This window comes from Paenibacillus wuxiensis, assembly GCF_040195695.1.
Classification (GTDB): Bacteria; Bacillota; Bacilli; order Paenibacillales; family Paenibacillaceae; genus Paenibacillus_B; species Paenibacillus_B suaedae.
Genome location: NZ_JBEFZI010000010.1, coordinates 279,556 through 296,796, shown reverse-complemented (window position 1 = coordinate 296,796; position 17,241 = coordinate 279,556). Strand labels below are relative to the sequence as shown.

The following is a 17,241-nucleotide window of genomic DNA, read 5'->3' as shown; positions in this document are numbered from 1 at the left end:
CACCTCTACTACAGCGCGTCATCTTCCATTGTAACATGAAGCAGGATAAGGTGAACATGCCGGTTTATGGAACAGGCTAGAAAAAATGATAACCGTTTCTTTTCACCTCCAAAATTGTGACCGAACTTACCTAGATGGCGCTCATGATTTCATACGATTCTGAGGCGGAGGCTCATCGAAGAAGGCATCAATTAATTGCTGTTCCGGAACGATCCGTTGGATTCGCCCTTCATCACCCATTACATAAATGAAGTGGTAATCATCTCTGCGGAACAGACGAACGATTCGAGACAACGAACGCCCCCCTTCTGTTACAATTGGGCGTCCTAGTGCGACCGAACTCTCCCACTCGCGCAACCTCGTTGGACGATTCATCAAAAATCGTATGAAACGAAAAGGAACATTCCGATGTTCCACCCAGTTGGTCCACAGTAAAAAGAGAGCTAGCATCAAGAGATTAATATTCAGCTTGCCTCCCACAACTACCGGGCACACACTGTACAGCAGCATAATGGCACTGCATCCAAGGCTGACCCTCGCACCAACAAGCAAGGTTCGATGATAGCTCATCCATAACGAACATGCTGCTTGCATCATCCGTCCGCCGTCAAGCGGAAGAATCGGCAGCAAATTGAACAATCCAATGAACGCATTGGCCTGAATAAACCCTTTCGCCCATTCTGGACTACACCAACCCATCGCTTCCGCATACCATGCAATTAATATCATGAGACCATTTTGTAATGGCCCCGCTACCGCTACAATCCACTCTTGCCAAGCAGGCGATAGTGCTCCATCATCCGTCTCCGCCATCCCTCCGAAGGGCAGCAGCTTCACTTCCGTGATGGTCCATCCAAACGCCTTAGCACAAGCTACATGTCCCAGTTCATGAATCAGCACGATCGTAAATAACGTAAGCAATTCAAATATATAGCCTGTAGCTGCAGCTGCAGCCATAAGGATCACAAATAGCGGATGAAGTGAGTAGGTGGTCTCCCCCCATTTAATCAATTCGTATCACATCCGCCGGGTCAATATAAACGCCGCGCTGCTGCATCGCAAATGTAAGTACAGGCTCAGCACCTACCCCCGACTGGTTCTCCTGACTCTGTATCGTACCAATTGTTGCTCCGGGCTCAAGCCAGTCATCCTGTTGCACGGAAGTCGCTGTAAGCCCACTATACACCGTCACAAGACCATCGGCATGTTGGACAGTTACTGTAATTCCTGACTTCTCGTCTGAAGTTACCCGTTCAATTTTTCCCGTAGCAATATTCTGAACCTCAATCGCCGCACCACTCGCATGATCGGGAGCAATCGCGACAGACTTCAGATTCATAGCAAACGGCTGCACAATCTGCCCCTTAATCGGGGATGGATAGGTATGTGTGGACTGTACAGCCTTCGTTGATTCCTTATCTCGTGGAAACAAAGGGATGAACACAGGTGTTCCGGAGAAAGTTCGCTCATACCACGCCGCAATCGGCCGCATGTCCATCTCATCATGAAGGGACAATTGAATCCAAGCGCGCATAGGTGCATTCCATTCCGCCGGGAAGGATGTGATTCCATAAGCTGCAGCGAACAACAAGATGGATACAAGAAGTCTGGAGCGCAAGGAGCGCCATACATTGCCTCTTCCTGTAGGAGGCTCTTCCCAGCCGTAGCGTTCATTCCACTTCGAACGGCTTATCTTCCACTGCTGCTCAGGATCATACGTATACTCTTGATTGAATTCGTAGTCCTCACGCTGCTCTCCGTTATTATAGACAGCCGTTGCAGAGGGAACATTCAACACGACATCTGGTTGAACAGGTGAATGGGAAGACAGATTACCTTCCACAGCTTCCTTCGCATGCGACTTACGTTTCATCTCTTCAGCCATTAAAATGTCACGGATTCGTTCTTCTCTTCGGCGCCGAATATCTTCTTTCATGCTCGTCTCATCCCTTCTTAACCCATTTCAACAATATGCATCAGCTGAATGATGTGCTTATCACATGTGTATGACAAGCCTACAGCAGATATGAGCAGTGAGCCTGAGAACAGGCAGATGTACGCAAAAAAGCGGCACTACATCCGTTATGGACGTATTGCCGCCTTAGCGCTAATTTCGTAAATGATGAGACCAAGACCCTAATCTTCGACTCCATTAAGGCTCAATCTGATATTTCTCTTGATAAATGTGTATGCTCATCACCAGTCCAATACAAATCATATTCAAGAGAAGTGATGTACCGCCATAACTGATGAATGGCAGCGTAATCCCGGTAATCGGCATAAGGCCGATCATCATTCCGATGTTCTCGAATATTTGGAACACGAACATCGATACAATGCCGATTATCATGTACGACCCTCGCAAGTCATAGCACTGGAAGGAAATGAGAATCATCCTGTATATCATCAGGAAGTACAGCAGCAGCAGCAGGGCCGAGCCCTGGAACCCGAACTCCTCACCGATTACCACGAAGATGGCATCCGAATACGTATACGGTATGAAGCTGCGCTGCTTCAATTCGCCCTTCATGTAGCCATCACCGCTGAGTCCGCCTGAACCGATCGCAATCATCGCATAGTTGGATTGATGCTTCGCATCGTTGGTTGCTTCCTCTGGGTTGATAAATGTGTTTATCCGCTCATACCAATGCTTCTTCTCGATCTTATTCACGAAGAAATCCTTGACTTCTTTATTGAAGGTCGTGAACGATACGTAGACCGCTCCCCCTATGACCGCAACACAGAGGAGCGCCACAAGGACATGCCGGTATTTCACCGCTCCGATCCATAGCATACCAATCAGTATTACAATATAAATAATGGCGTTACCAAGGTCAGGCTGAATCACTACTAGTCCAAATGGAAGGATCGTTACCAATCCAATTGGCAGCAAGTCCTTCGTAAGTGAGAGTGGATCACCATTCCGTCTTCCTAGCAATTGCGCTAACGCAAATATGAGGGTAATCTTCGCGAGCTCTGCAGGCTGGAAGGTCTGCCCTCCGGGAAGCTTATACCAGCCAACAGCCCCGTTAAGATCCGCCCCTAGGAAAAACACGCCAACAAGAAGCAGGATTGTGATCCCCATTGAAATCGGCCAGCTCTTCAATAGCAATCGATAATCGAACAGCGCTACGGCAAACATAAGGATAAATCCGAGAATATAGAATATAATCGTCTTCATCATCATGGATGTATCGCTGAACATTGCATCCCCATGCGTTGCACTTAGGATGACCAGTGGGCTGAACACCGAGAACACGAGCAAAATACCGACTATAATCCAATCAATTCGTTTCAGCTTGTTAAACACTGATTAATCATCCCATTCCAAAAAACTTCTTCACACGGTCTAGCACGCCTTTCTTCTGTTCAAGCGGCATCAGTGGTACTGTATCCCCCAGGATGCGGCGCGCGATATTCCGATAAGCCACAGCAGCAGGAGCATCTGGATTCATGACCGTAGGTTCACCAGAGTTAGCCGCTTTAATAACCATTTCATCATCAGGAACAACGCCTAGCAAGTCTATATTGAGCACTTGCAAAATATCATCCAGTTCAAGCATGCCGCCATCCTTCTTCATCATATTGGCGCGAACACGGTTCACAATCAGCTTCGGTGAGGAGACTTCCGAATTCTCCAGCAGTCCAATGATCCGATCAGCGTCACGAACCGCAGCATTCTCAGGCGTCGTAACAACGATGGCATGGTCTGCTCCTGCGATCGCGTTTTTGAATCCTTGTTCAATGCCTGCTGGACAGTCAATAATAACGTATTCGAATTCCTTCTTCAGTTCCAGAACGATATCCTTGATCTGTTCTGGAGACACTGCCAACTTATCCTTCGTCTGAGCGGCAGGCAGCATATACAACTCATCAAAGCGCTTGTCCTTCACAAGCGCTTGATTCAATCGGCAACGGCCATCCGCAACATCGCAGATATCATAGATGATACGATTTTCAAGCCCCATCACGACGTCTAAGTTGCGAAGACCGATATCTGTATCGATCATGCACACTTTTTTGCCGAGCAAAGCAAGCGCGGTACCAATATTCGCGGATGTCGTCGTCTTGCCGACGCCGCCTTTGCCCGAAGTGACGACGATTGCCTCTCCCATCCTTCTACACTCCTTTGAACATATTGATGTCCTTGCGAACGCGATGTAGCTGCGAGATTTTATCAATTTGCATGACACCTTCATGCACATAAGCAAATTCCATATGCGATTGGGTTACACCCCATTCATCTGGCGGTCTGCTAATAATTTCCCCGATGCGTAGTTGCGTCGGTGCAAATAACGAGGCCCCAATAACGGCAGATAGCTCTCCTTCTGCCCCTGCATGAACCATTCCACGCAGCGCTCCTAGGACCATTACATCGCCAGTGCATATAATCATTCCGCTAGGATTGACATCTCCCAAAAACAATAAATTTCCTTCGTGGCGCAGCACCTGTCCAGAACGTACCATACCGGTTCTCGTCTCAATACGATACCCCTTCTGCTCCGCCTTCTTGTCCTCAAAAGATTCAATCGAACGTACGAGTAAATTCCCCCGCTGACGCAGTACATCCAGCACTTCAGTCTTCTGCTCGTCTGTTGCAGCGCGGGCTCCTAACTTGACATCGACATATACAATCGGTCCGTCGAAAAAATGCGGTGTATGTTCAAGCTTGTCGCGCAATTCGCCCAACAAGACTGCAAATTCACACTTATCGTCAAGCAGGAACACTAGGCCGTCCTTCATGCCTTTAATCGTTACCAGTGACTTGGCCGTCATGAAAGGTCCCTCCCCAATTTTATCTTTTTCGAGATGGAAGAGGAAAGTTCCTGCAACACCGGGTTGAAAAAGAAATTATCGATAACAAAAAGGCATAAGCCGTCTGGAAACATATTCCAAGACGGCTATTACCCCTGTTCATCTTCGGCAGACTTCTTCCCAGACAAATGGTCGAACCATCTTCGCATCGGAACATATATGGCCAGCGAGAAGACAAGCTGTACAATCAAGCTTGGAATCATAAAATCGAATATCGCATATTCGAATGTCATTCCATGCAAGCCAAACAGTCGGTAAGCTGCATACAGCATCGTCTGATAGGCAAAGCTGCCGAATACAGAAATGATTATCATCGTAATCATGGATGTGTTGCGAGACGCAAAAAGTAATCCAGTCAAATATCCGAGCAGCCCCATGCTAAATGTGTGTGGGCCCAGCATATGGCCATAATATACAATATCCTGCAGAAACCCGAATCCCAATCCCATCATCAACGCAGCATGCCGATGATGATATACGGCATGATACAGTATTACGATGAATACCAGTTGCGGGACAATCCGTCCTTGCCACGCATCTGGAATAAATACAGGCAGCAGCGAACCTTCCAGCAGGAAGAGAATGAACATAAATACGATCATCCAGTTTCGATTCATTGCTGTGCCTCTTTCCCCGTCTCCTTCATGTCCGGTGTGATAACGATGAACAACTCACGCCAGTCACGATAGGTTGCAGCAGGCTTAACCGTAGCAGAATGCGTCAATCCGATGTCCCCTACTTGCCGCGATACAACTTGGCCGAGAACGAGACCTTTCGGGAATGAACCGCCAAGGCCGGACGATACAATGGTATCTCCTTCTTCCAGCTCATCATCCTCTTGAATACGTGTCATTAAGAATGTACCACTGCTGTGGTCATAAGACTCAATCACGCCGAAAGACTTGTTTTCTTTGCCAAGTACAGTAGCTGATATTGCTGGTGAGTTCGGATCCTTCTCATCCATATTCGTCAACAACTGGACTGTGGAGGAGAATTCAAATACGCGGCTGACAATCCCGACTACGCCTTCCGTCGATATAACCGGCATTCCTTGACGAACTCCATTTTTCGAGCCAAGGTTCAAGTTCAACGTCTGGTTAAATGGATCGGCCACATTGATCGACGTCACTTGTGCAATTCGGTATTTATAAGGCATATTCATCTGCTTCTGACGCTCCGTAAATTCCAGATCGTCTAGAAGTCTCTTATTCTCTGCCGCAACCGAATTGTAGTAGGCCTTATCCCTTGTATATTGCGCGAGCATCGTCTTCAATTGCTCATTTTCTTCGTGCAGTTCCTTCAGACTGGAGACATCCTTCACGAAATTCGATACATACGATGCCGGTCTGTAGAATATTTGCTGCACAAAGGTTACCGTATCATGCACAAATTTCTCTGGCCAAGTAAGGTTTAGGCGTCCGCCTAGTGTAAACCCCATTAACGCAATAAACAAAATAAGGCCAAACAACATCAAAAATAAACGTTTGTTCCCCAGAAGCTTAAACAGTATTAACACCTTCTCATCGTAAAGAGGTACTCGTTCCCTCAGAAAAGAGGTCGCTCACGATGTCCACTTGCCATCATGAAGTCGTTCCCGCAAGCTTATGCCCAAGCATTAGGCTTGGCAGCAACCTTCAGTGATAACAATGCCCGCGTCGTTGGAACGAATCGACGCGGGTATCAGACTCCCTCATGGGCGTATTCTTATCGTTTGGAACGAAGCGCAGAGCTGCTGCGTCCCTTGAACAAATGAATATTATCAAGCGCGCGTCCAGTACCAATCGCTACGCAATCAAGCGGGTTCTCTGCCACGATGACCGGCATGCCAGTCTCACGAGCAAGCAGCTTATCCAAATTGCGAAGCAAAGCGCCGCCACCTGTCAATACAATACCCCGATCCATAATATCAGCTGCAAGCTCAGGAGGACATTTCTCCAATGTTACCTTAACAGCTTCAACAATAGAACTCACTGTATCAGCCAAAGCATCTGTAATTTCGTTCGAGGAGATCGTGAGCGGCTTCGGAAGACCTGTCAGCAAGTCGCGACCGCGAATCTCCATCTGCTCTTCTTCATCAAGCCCCATAGCCGAGCCGATATCCATCTTCAGCTGTTCAGCTGTGCGCTCACCAATCATCAAGTTGTATTGGCGCTTAATGAATTGAATAATTGCTTCGTCCATTTCGTCGCCTGCAACGCGAACGGAACGGCATGTCACGATACCTCCAAGGGAGATCACCGCTACTTCAGTTGTACCGCCACCAATATCAACGACCATACTTCCTGTTGGTTCCCATACAGGCAAGTCAGCACCAATTGCTGCCGCGAACGGCTCTTCAATCGTATAAGCTTCTCTAGCACCTGCTTGCTTCGTTGCATCTTCAACTGCACGCTGTTCAACAGCAGTAATACCAGAAGGCACACATACCATTACGTTCGGATGACGCGGAAACAGCGAACGCTGCTTCTGAGCTTGCCGAATAAAATATTTTATCATAGTAGCAGTTGTGTCGAAGTCAGCGATGACGCCGTCCTTCATTGGACGGATTGCACGGATATTCCCCGGCGTACGTCCAATCATATTTTTCGCTGATTCTCCTACCGCTTCAATCGTCTTCGAATCTGTGCGGATTGCTACCACAGACGGTTCGCGCACGACGACACCTTTACCGCGTACATAGACCAATGTATTAGCAGTTCCCAAGTCAATACCTAAATCTTTCGTAAAGCCACCCAACATGATGTTAATCTCCTTTTTATAACCTTCAATCTCAATCATTATATTACATGAGCCCGCGTTCCTTCAAACTCACATATTGGTTATCGCCAATAACCAAGTGATCCAGCAGTTCGATACCAACAATTTCTCCAGCTTCCATGAGCCGCCTAGTAAGCGCTACATCCTCTGGACTCGGTGTTGGATCTCCGCTTGGGTGATTGTGAGCACAAATGATGGAAGCTGCACCACACTTCAGGGCAGCCTTGAAAACTTCGCGGGGATGTACCAAAGATGCATCCAGGATTCCGATCGTAACCGTCTCCTGTGCCATAATTCGATTCTTCGTATTCAGAAACAAACAAATAAAATGTTCCTTGTCATAGTATCGCATCGACTCCATAAGCAGATCGGCTGCATCTTGCGGCCGTCGTACCTGCAGAGCATCCTCAAGACGAGAACGCGACATACGGCGTCCAAGCTCTAATCCTGCTTTTAGCTGCAGTGCCTTAGCGTCGCCAATACCACGAATCGCTGTCAACTCTGTCACAGACATATCGTGCAAATGCCGAAGCTGTCCTACGTGATTCAATATTCGCTGCGCTAATGTAATGGCCGATTCATTTCTCGTGCCTGTACGCAGTAATATTGCAAGTAATTCAGCATGACTTAATGACTCTGCCCCATATTGCATCATGCGTTCTCTCGGACGTTCTTCATGGGGAAGATCGCGTAGAAGTGGACTATGTCCCATCTTACAACCCCCTGTAGTCGATTGTCCGGTCGCCATCATGCACCGACGAAGCACCATTGGTCGGCATCCGCTGTTCCTAGGACCGTCTTGCATTCAACATTTCATACTCATCTTATCTCATTTACAGTTACTGCTCCACCGTGCTGCTCCATACTGGCAGCGCCCATTACGGGATGATAATGCCATACGAAGCCAGCATATCGCTAACAAGCGACAACGGCAATCCAACTACGTTGAAATAACAGCCTTCAATTTGCGTGACAAGTGTTGAGCCAATTCCTTGAATCCCATAGGCCCCTGCCTTGTCCATTGGTTCACCAGTTGCAACATAGCGATGTATCTGTTCATCTGTCCATGGCTTCATATGGACTGTGGTTACACCATGCGCAACTTCTGTATGTTCGTCCGCTGAATCAATCATCGCCACGCCGGTATACACCTTGTGCGATCTTCCCTGCAGCCTAGTCAACATACGAACCGCATCCTCTTCATTCACTGGCTTGCCCAGCACTTCGCCATCCAAGACGACAATGGTGTCTGAACCGATGACAATACCGTGCTCACCAGCCGCCTTGCGGACATCTGCTACCGCCTGTGCCTTGCGCAGTGCCAGCGTCTCAACAATACAGTCAGGATCCAGATTGGGATCCACTGTCTCGTCTGCATCGCTAGGATGTACGACATAAGGAAGACCGAGTGAACGGACAAGCTCTTGTCTCCGTGGTGAGGAGGAAGCCATTACGATCGTTGGTCGCTCGAATTTGGATATACTCATTTTCGTAGTCGCTCCTCGCCATTTTTTGACACTGTTCTATTATACGCGTAACTGGCTGTCGAAACAAACATTCAAATGATGATCTTTGCAAGATTTAGATGAACAATTTATGGTAATCTATGCAACGATCCCAAATTCATGCAGTTTTCTATCCTTCCCCTCACAACAATGCGAATGCAAGTTCTTATATACAAAACAGAGCCCCTTCAAAGAGCTACGCTCCTATCAAAAGACTCTGTTCCCAACAATATAATTGGCATGTGATCTATTCCGCTCTCAGCTACACCTTCATCGTACCCAACCAAACCGCCTCTGCATTCCGATAATGCATAACCGCCTGCTGGATACTCCATAAATGCGAGGACGAAGGCTGCTTATTATACTCATTCACTGCACTGATTGCTGTGTTCATGCTCTGAACCAGCTCCGTCCAAGCTTTCTTGGACTGGTCGGGAATCCCTTTTTGCACGTTGCTCATTTGCTGTGTCCACTTCTGATGCTCCTTCCGAAGCTGTTCCGTGATCTCTTGAGTGAATGCTTCGGTATTGATTTTTTCTAAATACGCAATCGATTGAGACATTAACCATTCATTCACCACGTCACTTTGGCCTAAAAATTGCTCCACGGAGGCTGAGTCACCTTGGAATGCCAACTTTGTAATCGCCGGACGGTTCAAGGTTCTCACATACAAGTCCACCTGCTTGTTCTTCAGCAACGCACTCAACCCCATCGCATCCTCCTTCGAAGGTGCGATCGCGGCATACACGCGATGCTGCTCTGACTTCTCCTCCATCGCAGCCAGCCCGAGTTCTCTCAGCTCCGTCGCTGCCTTCTGAGCCCCTTCTTCCTGAGCGAACACACCATATTGCAGCATGTAAAACACTTTCTCTGGAATATTCACATCCGTCACATACAGACCTGCTGCGGCTGCAGCCGAATTCCCTCCATTGCTAGTAGATGAGGACTTGCTTCCTGAATCCCCTGCCTTCAACGTCCCCTGTTCGTTCAATGCTGTGTCCTTAGATGCTGGCTCTCCACCTTTTCCTTGCTTATCATTCGCGAATACTGGAATAGCATCACTTGGATTAGGCATCGATACTTCGCCCTTGAATAGAGACAGAGCGAGAAATCCGAACAAGGCACCCGTTGCGAGCGCGCCCGCAACGGAAGCAACGACTCTCCACACCGGGGGCTTGCGAGAACGTGTATGAATACCATGCCATAACAACTCGCCTTGATCACTAAGTGAACTAGAGGCAGGATCTTCAATAGAGGTTGGGATCGCATAACCGTTCTTCGGAATGTCATATTCAGGCTGACGATCCGACTCCCGAATCCAGCGCTCCACTCGTTCATCTTCGCTCTCTACCTTTTCTTGTTCCCGGTCATTGTTCGGAGCATCTATTTCGACCTTTTCTATATGATGCCGATTCTCTATAGGAGTTGATTCACTATACTCTTCAAGTTCTGATACGCTCGCCTGCTCAACTGAAGCCCCATTCACAATCGTACCATCAGACATCTCCTCCCAATCTGTAAGCCGCTCTTTCTTCTTGCTCGCCTCTATGCCCTGAATCTCATGTTTATCCTTCACAGGCTGGGAATCATCGAATCGAAACGTCATCTTCGTTCGCATGTTGGTCATATCCGAACACCTACCTTGTCCTATTGGTTACTAGTAGATTTATGCTAGATTCGAATCCAATAGAACCTACCTTACAAATTATTGGCTAGAAAGTGCGTCCGTCCTCCTATATGCGTCCTATCAAATCTTGCAACGCTAGCATATGATATATAATCCCGCAGCAAAGGAGGGAATAGAATGAACAGCAAGAAAAGCAAGAAAAGTAACTTGCGTTTGACCCCAGCTGAGGTACGTCGATTCGTTAGACGAAATATCGGCCGTCGCGTGATTGTCGTTCTGTTTACTGGAGAAGTACTGGTTGGCAGAATCTTATCCTCGGGGCTTATCTCCTTCCGATTACGTGTACAGCGCCGGGGCTTTTTCTTTATTCGTCGTATTCTATTTGCAGCTGTAGTTGCTATTAGACTTGTGTAATCCACTCAGACAAAGACAATAAGTCAACAGAAAAAAAGATCGAGCGAAGGGCCAAAATCCTGACCCCCAGCTCGATCTTTTCTTGCTATTCTAGTTGTTTACAGACTTACATCCCATTGTGGGGAACATTGCTGACTCACTGCCAGAGATACTACGATTTCAGTGCCTCGGTTAAGTCACGCGCTGTCTTCCAAATATCACCTGCACCCATTGTGATTACCAAATCTCCGGACTTCACAATTGATTTCAGATGCTCTAATGCATCATTCTTATCCGCAATGTACTGTGCGTTGCTGTTGCTGTTTTCGCGAATCCGGTCAACCAGTTTCGAAGAGTGTACCCCTTCAATCGGCTTCTCCCCAGCTGGAGAGTAGATATCTGTCAGAATCAGTTCATCTGCACCCTCAAATGCCCGGCTGAACTGATCGAACAGGAAATAAGTCCGCGAATAACGCTGCGGCTGGAATACGGCAACAATACGACGGTTTGTTGCTTTGGCAGCAGTAAGTGTTGCCTCAATCTCCGTCGGATGGTGAGCATAGTCATCTACAACAAGTACGCCCTGCTCTTCCCCAATTACTTGGAAACGGCGCTTAGCGCCAATAAAGTCCACGATGGCAGCAGATGCCTGTTCAAACGGAATGCCTGCACGCATAGCAACAATAATGGTCGCCATTGCATTCAACACATTATGCGTACCTGGAATAGACAATTGTACTGTGCCAAGCGCCTTGCCTTGATGATTCATCGTAAAGGTCATGCCGCGATCTTCCGCGATAATCTCTGTAGCTGTATAATCAGCCGCTTGCTCAATGCCGTATGTCACAACACCTGCGCCCAAGTTTGGAAGCATAGAGCCAACAATTGGATCATCCGCACACACTACAGAGCATCCTTCCGGATTTACTTGTGACAGGAACTGTACATAAGCTTCCTTCAATCGCTCGAAATCCCCGCCATAATTCTCTAAATGATCTGCCTCTATGTTAAGTACAACCGCTATATGAGGGTGATAATTCAAGAAGGAGCCATCACTCTCATCCGCCTCAGCTACTACATATTCACTATTTCCTGCTTGGGCGTTCGTTCCTAGGTTCGTCACTTCGCCGCCAATAATATAAGTCGGATCTACGCCACAGCGTTCCATGACAAAAGCAATCATGGAAGATGTCGTCGTCTTCCCGTGAGCACCAGCTACAGCGATGCCTTTCTTAGCATTCAGCAAGCGCGCCAGCATCTGTGAGCGGTGAATGACTGGAATCCCTTGCTGTTCAGCTGCAACTCGCTCTACATTATCTTTCGGACAAGCCGTAGAGTATACTACTGTGTCTGCGTTCTGAACATAGGCAGGGTCATGCCCGATATGTACAGTCGCTCCCTTTTTGCGTAACTTTTCCGTCAAATCCTGTTCGGCCACATCGGACCCCGTGACGGTGTACCCCATTTCCAGCATGACACGAGCGATGGCGCTCATCCCATAGCCCCCGATGCCGATAAAATGAATATGTTCCGTCGTATTCAAAACGAACTCACCAACCCTTTTCAGATTCGGTCCGATGCAGAACGAAAGAACGCACGTCTGCAATCAGATATAATGTCCCCGTAACTACTGCTAAATCTCCTGGCTCTGTCATCGCTTGTAGCTGTTCCAAAGCCTTATGCCAATCCGGCTCTACAAGAATGGTTGGACATTGTATATCGCCCTCGCCCTCCATCACTTGCTCGGCAATATGTTTCAAGCTCTCCGCATCCATCTTCTTGCGGAAATCTGGTTCTGTAAAAATAACGGTATCTGCTAAAGGTAGTATATGTCGTAGAACATCGGGATGATGCTTTGTCGACAGCATACCCATCATAATATGAAGCCGTTCATACCGGTACGTATCGCGCAGCGCTTGTGCAAGCGTCGCTGCCCCCTCCGGATTATGCGCTCCATCGAGCAGCATGCGAGGCTTCTCGCATACCATCTCTAAGCGCCCTGGCCATGCTGCACGCTTCAGTCCTTCTTGCGTGGTAGCATCCTCTAACATGAAAGCCATATATTGTCGCAGCACTTCAAGCGCCATTAATGAGGCGGCCGCATTCTTCAACTGATGTGCCCCGTTCATCGTGAGCGACATTCCTTCCATCGAACGGAATGGGCCGAAGAATGTGAAGTTCTGTTCATTTTCAATCGCATGGAGCAGTTCCACCCGGAACTGTTCGTTCATGACATACAGCGTAGATTGGTTTTTCTCAGCAGCCTGCTTAATCACTTCAAGCGCCTCTGGCTGCTCCACCGTCGTCACCGCTGGCACCCCTGGTTTAATAATTCCTGCTTTCTCAGCAGCAATCTTCTCAATCGTATCCCCAAGTATGTCCATGTGATCATGGCCGATATTCGTAATAATCGATACGATCGGTGTCACGATGTTCGTTACATCAAGCCGTCCGCCAAGTCCTGTTTCCCATACGACGACATCCGGGAACGTCACTGTCGCATAGTACATAATGGCGAGCGCAGTTGATACTTCAAACGTCGTCGGCGAACCGAGCGGCGTTTGTGCGATTTCATCCACCAACGGCTTCAGCTTGTTCACAAGTTGAAGCAGCGTATCTTCAGGAATGTCCTCGTTGTTGTACTTTAAACGATTCGTATACTTTTCAATATAAGGAGAAGTAAATGTGCCGACATCATATCCGTTAGCAAGCAAGACACTTGTTAACATCGCACAGGTCGAGCCTTTACCATTTGTGCCCGCAACATGAATGAACTTCAAGCGACGGTGCGGAGAACCTAACCGCTCCATCAACAGTTCGATCCGATCCAATCCAGGACGGATTCCAAAAGGAATTAAAGAATTAATCCAATCAATTGCGTCTTCTACCCGAACAAAAGGAAAATCGGTTGCTTCCGTCTCGCTTGTCGTAGGCATAGTTCCTCATCCTTTATCAGATGTCATTAAACGACCGAACCGGCATGAGACAGCCCTCACGTCCGGATCGGTCGTACATATCGCACAGGTTGTTTACGCTTCTTTCAATTCGGTAATACGCGCCAATACTTTGTCTCTCTTCTCACTGTAATCACGCTGCTTGGCACGCTCTTCATCAATGACCGAAGCAGGCGCCTTCGCGATGAAACCTTGATTAGCAAGCTTCTTATCGACGCGCTCCACTTCTTTGTTCAAGTGCTCGACTTCTTTTTGAAGACGTGCAATCTCCTGATCAATGTCAAGAAGGCCAGCGAGCGGCAAGTACAACTCGGCTCCTGTCACAATAGCGGTCATCGCTTTGTTCGGAGCAGCAGCTTCTATGCTTACCTCCAGCTTCGAAGTACCGCAGAAGCGTTCCACGAACTCAAGGTTGTTCGTAATGTTCGCTTCTACCATTCGATCAGTCGGCTTCACAATCAATTCTACCTTCTTGCTCATCGGAACGTTCACTTCAGCACGAATATTGCGTACTGCGCGAATCATATCCATAAGAAGTGTCATCTCGCGAACCGCCTCAGGCGCTTCGAATTCAGCACGGTATACTGGCCATTCCGCAAGTGTTACCGTCTCGCCGGAGTGCGGCAGATGCTGCCAAATTTCCTCTGAGATGTACGGCATGAACGGATGGATCATGCGCATTGTATGGTCAAGCACGTAAGCCAAAACGGATTGCGTCTTCTTCTTCGCTTGCTCATTCGAGCCATACAAGCTAAGCTTCGCAAATTCAATATACCAATCGCACAGATCATCCCAGATGAAGTTATTGAGTACACGGCCTGTTTCTCCAAACTCATAAGCATCCATCAAGCGTGTAATTTCTCGGGCAGTCTCGTTCATACGGTGGAGAATCCAGCGGTCAGCTGTGCCCAATTCGCCTGTGATGTCGATATCCGCATAAGTGAACCCTTCCAAGTTCATCAGAGCAAAACGGGATGCATTCCAAATCTTATTGGCAAAATTGCGAGCCTGTTCTACACGTTCCCAGCGGAAGCGCAAGTCTTGGCCTGGTGTACTGCTCGTCGAAATCATGAAGCGCATTGCATCAGCACCGTACTTCTCGATAACTTCAAGCGGATCGACACCATTCCCAAGCGATTTGGACATTTTCTTACCATCAGCATCACGCACCAAGCCGTGCATCAGCACATCCTTGAACGGAATTTCGTCTGTAAATTCCAACGCCGTAAAGATCATGCGGGATACCCAGAAGTAAATGATGTCATAGCCTGTAACGAGTACATTCGTTGGATAGTAGCGCTTCAGATCTTCTGTCTGTTCCGGCCATCCAAGTGTGGAGAACGGCCACAATGCAGAGCTGAACCATGTATCGAGTACATCTTCATCCTGCTTCAAGTGGTTGCTTCCGCATGACGTACATGCAGTCGCGTCTTCTTCTGCAACATGAATGTGTCCGCAATCCTCACAGTACCATGCAGGGATGCGATGTCCCCACCATAGCTGGCGAGAAATACACCAGTCGCGTACATTCTCAATCCAATGCAAATATGTCTTCTCGAAGCGATCAGGCACAAAATTAACACCTTTGCCAGACTTCTGTGCTTCGATTGCACGCTCCGCGAGCGGCTTCATCTTCACGAACCATTGCGTAGACAAATACGGCTCTACAACTGCGCCGCTGCGCTCGCTGTGACCAACTTGATGCACATGATCTTCAATCTTGATCAGCACGCCTTGTTCTTGCAAATCCTTCACGATCTGCTTGCGGCAATCTGCACGATCAAGCCCTTGATATTGACCAGCCAGTTCGTTCATTTTACCGGACTCATCCATTACCGTAATTTGCGGCAGTTGATGGCGGAGTCCCATTTCGAAGTCATTCGGATCATGGGCTGGCGTAATCTTAACCGCACCACTTCCGAAGTCTTTATCTACATAATCATCAGCAATGACCGGAATCTCTCTGCCAACAATCGGCAGTACCAGCATTTTGCCAATCATATGCTTATAGCGCTCATCCTTAGGGTGTACAGCTACTGCTGTATCGCCAAGCATCGTCTCTGGACGTGTTGTCGCCACAGTGATTGTGCCGCTGCCATCCTTCAGAGGATATTGCAGGTGATAGAGATGCCCCTGCACTTCCTTATATTCAACTTCGATATCAGACAATGCCGTACGTGCTGCCGGATCCCAGTTGATAATATACTTACCGCGGTAGATGAGACCTTTCTCATAGAGCTTCACGAATACTTGGCGAACCGCACGAGACAGACCCTCGTCCAGCGTAAAGCGCTCACGGGAGAAGTCCAATGACAGTCCCATCTTCGCCCATTGCTCACGAATCGTATTCGCATACTTCTCTTTCCAATCCCATACACGCTCCAAGAATGCTTCACGCCCAAGATCATAGCGTGTGATTCCTTCTTCGCGCAGCTTCTGCTCTACCTTCGTCTGCGTTGCAATACCTGCATGGTCAGAACCTGGAAGCCACAAAGCATCATATCCTTGCATCCGCTTGAAACGAATCAAAATATCCTGCAATGTAAAGTCAAGTGCATGACCAATATGCAGCATACCCGTAACGTTCGGAGGCGGGATTACGATTGTGAACGGTTCAGCATCCTTGCGTTCACCTGCTTTAAAATACTCGCCTTTCATCCAGAAATCATACCATTTCTGCTCCGCTGCCTTCGGATCATACGTCGTAGGCATAGACAGTTGCTCTTGATTCTCTGTCAAGCAAATCCCTCCGTTACATAATCATGAGTATCTAATCGACAATGTTCAGCCTATATAATCGAAGCAAATCATACTGCTCGATCCATGCATGCTTCTCTAAGCGTATAGCTCGGTATTTGCAAGGACAATTCGCTTACGTAGGCAAATAAAAAAACCTTACGCCGCAAAGGACGAAAGGTTTAGCTTCCGTGGTACCACCTTTATTCCGCTCCCAGTAAAGATCCTTACATCTTACAGATCGTGTGAGCGGCACTTCAGTTGCAAATAACGGCTGCGGCCGGCCTATTCTAGCGTATCCGGAACATGATGAACATCGTGTTCATACATTACCGTGACACGTTCAAAAGGGCAACTCCCAGGTGACTTCAGCGCGGGACAATCCTGCAGGCGTTGCACCGTGTCGCTCTGCTCTCTGTAAGGGGCCAATCGCTTACTAATCCTGTTCATAGTC

Annotated in this window: 15 protein-coding genes and 1 other annotated feature (1 of these 16 only partly in view); of the genes, 1 reads left to right on the top strand and 14 read right to left on the bottom strand. The window is 48.0% G+C overall.

The window, feature by feature from the left end; all coding sequences use genetic code 11:
* Positions 1–141 precede the first annotated feature (141 nt).
* The 11 genes from ABN764_RS23650 to ABN764_RS23600 form a co-directional block, all read right to left on the bottom strand.
* Entirely contained in the window at positions 142–1,011 is an 870-nt protein-coding gene (locus ABN764_RS23650; RefSeq protein WP_446673267.1) for a site-2 protease family protein, read from the bottom strand.
* Complete coding sequence (locus ABN764_RS23645; protein WP_446673266.1) at positions 1,004–1,936, bottom strand: peptidoglycan DD-metalloendopeptidase family protein; 933 nt, start codon at positions 1,934–1,936, stop codon at positions 1,004–1,006. Before ABN764_RS23645 ends, ABN764_RS23650 begins: the two co-directional genes overlap by 8 nt.
* Positions 1,937–2,152: 216 nt before the next feature.
* Positions 2,153–3,310: an FtsW/RodA/SpoVE family cell cycle protein gene (locus ABN764_RS23640; protein WP_065293530.1), complete on the bottom strand. Its 1,158-nt coding sequence runs from the start codon at positions 3,308–3,310 to the stop codon at positions 2,153–2,155.
* Positions 3,311–3,317: 7 nt separating this feature from the next.
* A complete protein-coding gene (minD, locus tag ABN764_RS23635; RefSeq protein WP_021254221.1) occupies positions 3,318–4,115 on the bottom strand; it encodes a septum site-determining protein MinD in 798 nt (265 codons plus the stop codon).
* A gap of 4 nt (positions 4,116–4,119) precedes the next feature.
* Positions 4,120–4,776, bottom strand: coding sequence for a septum site-determining protein MinC (locus tag ABN764_RS23630; protein ID WP_021254220.1), 657 nt, complete (start codon positions 4,774–4,776; stop codon positions 4,120–4,122).
* A gap of 128 nt (positions 4,777–4,904) precedes the next feature.
* Positions 4,905–5,432: a rod shape-determining protein MreD gene (gene mreD, locus ABN764_RS23625; RefSeq protein ID WP_021254219.1), complete on the bottom strand. Its 528-nt coding sequence runs from the start codon at positions 5,430–5,432 to the stop codon at positions 4,905–4,907.
* A complete protein-coding gene (gene mreC / locus ABN764_RS23620) occupies positions 5,429–6,331 on the bottom strand; it encodes a rod shape-determining protein MreC (protein WP_036591306.1) in 903 nt (300 codons plus the stop codon). Before mreC ends, mreD begins: the two co-directional genes overlap by 4 nt.
* A gap of 188 nt (positions 6,332–6,519) precedes the next feature.
* Positions 6,520–7,554 carry a rod shape-determining protein gene (locus tag ABN764_RS23615; protein WP_021254217.1) on the bottom strand — a complete coding sequence of 345 codons (1,035 nt, stop codon included), beginning with the start codon at positions 7,552–7,554 and terminating at the stop codon, positions 6,520–6,522.
* A gap of 43 nt (positions 7,555–7,597) precedes the next feature.
* Positions 7,598–8,284 (bottom strand): RadC family protein, encoded by a 687-nt coding sequence (gene radC, locus ABN764_RS23610; RefSeq protein ID WP_021254216.1) that lies wholly within the window; start codon positions 8,282–8,284, stop codon positions 7,598–7,600.
* A gap of 166 nt (positions 8,285–8,450) precedes the next feature.
* Positions 8,451–9,059: a Maf family protein gene (locus tag ABN764_RS23605; RefSeq protein ID WP_065293526.1), complete on the bottom strand. Its 609-nt coding sequence runs from the start codon at positions 9,057–9,059 to the stop codon at positions 8,451–8,453.
* A 280-nt stretch (positions 9,060–9,339) separates the two neighbouring features.
* Positions 9,340–10,704: an SPOR domain-containing protein gene (locus ABN764_RS23600; RefSeq protein WP_446673265.1), complete on the bottom strand. Its 1,365-nt coding sequence runs from the start codon at positions 10,702–10,704 to the stop codon at positions 9,340–9,342.
* A 177-nt stretch (positions 10,705–10,881) separates the two neighbouring features.
* Here ABN764_RS23600 and ABN764_RS23595 point away from each other — a divergent pair, with 177 nt between their 5' ends.
* Positions 10,882–11,118, top strand: coding sequence for a hypothetical protein (locus ABN764_RS23595; protein ID WP_021254213.1), 237 nt, complete (start codon positions 10,882–10,884; stop codon positions 11,116–11,118).
* Positions 11,119–11,269: 151 nt separating this feature from the next.
* Here ABN764_RS23595 and murC read toward each other — a convergent pair whose 3' ends face one another.
* The 3 genes from murC to ABN764_RS23580 all read right to left on the bottom strand — a co-directional run bounded on the left by murC (position 11,270) and on the right by ABN764_RS23580 (position 16,763).
* Positions 11,270–12,640: a UDP-N-acetylmuramate--L-alanine ligase gene (murC, locus tag ABN764_RS23590; protein WP_021254212.1), complete on the bottom strand. Its 1,371-nt coding sequence runs from the start codon at positions 12,638–12,640 to the stop codon at positions 11,270–11,272.
* Positions 12,641–12,647: 7 nt separating this feature from the next.
* A complete protein-coding gene (locus ABN764_RS23585) occupies positions 12,648–14,033 on the bottom strand; it encodes a bifunctional folylpolyglutamate synthase/dihydrofolate synthase (RefSeq protein ID WP_072731581.1) in 1,386 nt (461 codons plus the stop codon).
* Between the two features lie 93 nt (positions 14,034–14,126).
* A complete protein-coding gene (locus ABN764_RS23580) occupies positions 14,127–16,763 on the bottom strand; it encodes a valine--tRNA ligase (protein WP_268627629.1) in 2,637 nt (878 codons plus the stop codon).
* A gap of 190 nt (positions 16,764–16,953) precedes the next feature.
* Positions 16,954–17,241, bottom strand: a binding site (T-box leader); it runs 5 nt beyond the window's last position.